The organism is Planktothrix sp. FACHB-1355 (genome assembly GCF_014748295.1).
In the GTDB taxonomy this organism is placed as follows: Bacteria; Cyanobacteriota; Cyanobacteriia; order Cyanobacteriales; family Aerosakkonemataceae; genus Aerosakkonema; species Aerosakkonema funiforme_A.
In genome coordinates this window covers 1-3,216 of the sequence record NZ_JACJUP010000850.1, presented here as the reverse complement: position 1 = coordinate 3,216, position 3,216 = coordinate 1, and the positions used below count along the sequence as shown (strand labels likewise).

Annotated in this window: 2 protein-coding genes; both read left to right on the top strand. The window is 42.0% G+C overall.

Translation table 11 applies throughout. The features are described 5' to 3' along the window. Positions 1–1,414 (top strand): class I SAM-dependent DNA methyltransferase (locus tag H6S82_RS25925; RefSeq protein ID WP_199317965.1); only part of this gene is annotated, 1,414 nt, incomplete at its 5' end. A 3-nt stretch (positions 1,415–1,417) separates the two neighbouring features. Beyond that, the gene (locus tag H6S82_RS25920) at positions 1,418–3,112 is read left to right on the top strand and encodes a restriction endonuclease subunit S (RefSeq protein WP_190463351.1); all 1,695 of its coding nucleotides are present in this window, start codon (positions 1,418–1,420) and stop codon (positions 3,110–3,112) included. Positions 3,113–3,216: the final 104 nt, after the last annotated feature.

Below are 3,216 nucleotides of genomic sequence, written 5' to 3'. Positions count from 1 at the left end.
AACAATTCAAGACATTATGCGGAAAGATGCGGGCGTGGATGGTGACGCGCAGCGTATCAGTCAATTGGTGTGGATGATTTTCCTCAAGGTGTTTGACTCCCGCGAGGAGGAATACGAACTGCTGGAGGACGATTATAAATCCCCTATTCCAGAGGCGTTGCGGTGGCAGAATTGGGCAGCAGATGCTGAGGGCATTACTGGGGATACTTTGCTGGATTTTGTGGATAATGCCCTGTTTAAAACGCTGAAGGATTTAAGGACATCTACTAACCCGCGTGGGCGAATGATTGGTAAGGTGTTTGAGGATGCCTACAACTACATGAAAAATGGCACTCTCATTCGTCAAGTTATTAATAAGCTGAATGAGGTTGATTTTAATAAGTCGGTACAAAAGCAACAGTTCAGCGAGATTTACGAAAAGATTCTCAAGGATTTACAAAGCGCAGGGAATGCGGGGGAATATTATACGCCTCGTGCGGTAACGAAGTTTATTGTAGACCGGGTAAATCCTCAGCTTGGTGAAGTGGTGTTAGATCCGGCTTGTGGTACGGGTGGCTTTTTAACAGCAGCTATTGACCATATTCGCCATCATTTCAATAGTGCTGATGTGCCGGAAATAGTTCAGCGTACCATTCGGGGGACTGAGAAAAAGCCGTTACCTTATAACCTGTGTATGACAAATCTAATCTTGCATGGGATCGATCTGCCATCAGTGGAACATGATAATACTTTGGCACGACCGTTAAGGGATTATAGCCCCAATGAACGAGTTGATGTTATTGTGACTAATCCGCCCTTTGGAGGGATGGAAGAAGACGGGATTGAGAGCAATTTTCCTGCGGCTTATCGCACTAGGGAAACAGCCGATTTGTTCCTATTGTTGATTATGCACTTGTTAAAAGATAAGGGGAGAGGGGCGATCGTTCTGCCTGATGGCACACTGTTTGGTGAAGGTGTGAAGACGCGCATTAAGGAAAAGTTGCTGCAAGAGTGCAATCTGCATACAATTGTTCGTTTACCGAATGGCGTGTTTAATCCTTATACGGGCATCAAAACCAATCTACTGTTTTTTACCAAAGGAGAGCCAACCGAAACGATTTGGTATTACGAACACCCATACCCACCAGGTTACAAGTCTTACTCGAAAACTAAGCCGATTCGATTTGAGGAGTTTGAACCTGAGCAAAAATGGTGGGATAACCGAGAGGAAAGTGAGTTTGCTTGGAAGGTTTCCGTAGAGGATATCAAGGCAAATAACTACAACTTAGATATTAAGAACCCTCACCGAGTTGATGTAGAAAACGCCGATTTGGATGAGATGCTGAACGAACATCAAGCACTCATGGCAGAGTTGGAAGAAGTGCGTAGCAAGTTGAAGTTTGAGTTAATGGCATCGCTTGAGGGTGAGGAATAAGGGATGAGCATTAAGACGTTTTTAGGAGATTTTGAATTATTAACTGATGCGCCAAATGCTGTTGTTAAGTTGCGGGAAATTATTCTGCAACTGGCAGTTAGGGGTAAGCTTGTGCCTCAATATCCTAATGATGAACCTGTTTCTATTTTATTAGAGAGAATGAAAGCTGAGAAAGAAGAACTTATTTTAAACAGAACCATTGTCCGAGATACCAGTTTACCTCCTATTCAAAAAAGTGAAATACCATTTAAACCTGGCGGATGGCAATGGGAAAGGCTTGGTAATCTTGCGCGATTTATTGATTATAGAGGCAAAACTCCTCCTAAAACAGAGAGTGGAATTAAGTTAGTTACTGCTAAAAATGTTCGGATGGGATTTATTAAAAACGAGCCAGAAGAATATATATCAGAAGCAACTTATCAAGATTGGATGACACGAGGCTTTCCGAAATATGGAGATATACTTTTAACAACCGAAGCTCCTCTTGGTAATGTTGCACAATTAATAATTGAAGAAAAAATAGCTTTAGCACAGAGGATTATTGATTTACAGCCATTTTCTGATTTATTTGCTAGATACTTACTCACAGTACTTATGAGTCCCTTGTTGCAAAATTCTCTGAATAAGAATGCAACAGGAATGACTGCTCAAGGAATAAAATCAGCTAGACTAAAGTTAATTTTGATTCCAGTACCTCCGCTACCAGAACAAAAACGTATTGTCGCCAAAGTCGATCGCCTCCTAATCCTCTGTGACGAAATCGAGAAACGCCAGCAGCAACGGCAAGAAAGCATTGTCAGGATGAACGAAAGCGCAGTTGCTCAACTCCTCTCTTCCCAAAATCCCGATGACTTCCGCCAACACTGGCAACGCATCTGCAACAACTTCGACCTACTCTACAGCATCCCCGAAACCGTTCCTAAATTGCGTCAGGCGATTCTGCAATTGGCAGTGCAGGGTAAACTCGTGCGTCAAGATCCAAATGATGAACCTGCCGATCAATTACTTAAACTTATACGTGAAGACCGTATCAATAAAGAAACAAATCCTAGAATTAAAAACCAAATAGCTAATGAGCCTAATATTAATGGTCAGTATAAATTACCAGATGGGTGGATTTGGACTACTACTTTGCAGGTTTGTTACCTAATTCTAGATGGCGATCATAATCCTCCTAAACGAGTTTTAAGTGGTATTCCTCATCTGACTGCTAGGAATATTATCAACAACAGGATTGAGTTGAATGGTTGCACTTTTATTTCTGAAGAAGATTTTGAGCGCGTTAAAAAGAGATATTTCCCTGAACTTGGAGATGTAATTTTAACTTGTGTAGGGACTTTAGGAAGAACTGCTATTATCTCGGAAAATATCATTTTCAGTGCTGATAGAAATTTAGCTATCCTTCGACCTGTTGCTAAATTTATACTTCCAGAGTACTTACAATTAATCCTTAATGGGCCTGAGATGCAGGCATATATAGCAAGTGCTGATGGAAGTACTGCTCAACCTCATATTTACTTGAAGCAAATAAGATCATTAATGTGTCCCCTTCCACCTTTTACCGAGCAAAAACGTATTGTTGCCAAAGTCGATCGCCTGATGTCTCTCTGCGATGAACTAGAAGGCAAGCTGAAGGAAGTGCGATCGCATAGTGAGAAACTGATGGAAGTAGCAGCACGGGAAGTGTTGGCGGTGTGATGGGAGGTGCGGTGCGTAGTGTAGGTTTTGGAATGGCGATCGCACCCGACTGTCGCCCAAGTATCTGTAGGGTGCGTCAGACAATTAAACTATTAGTTAGACAA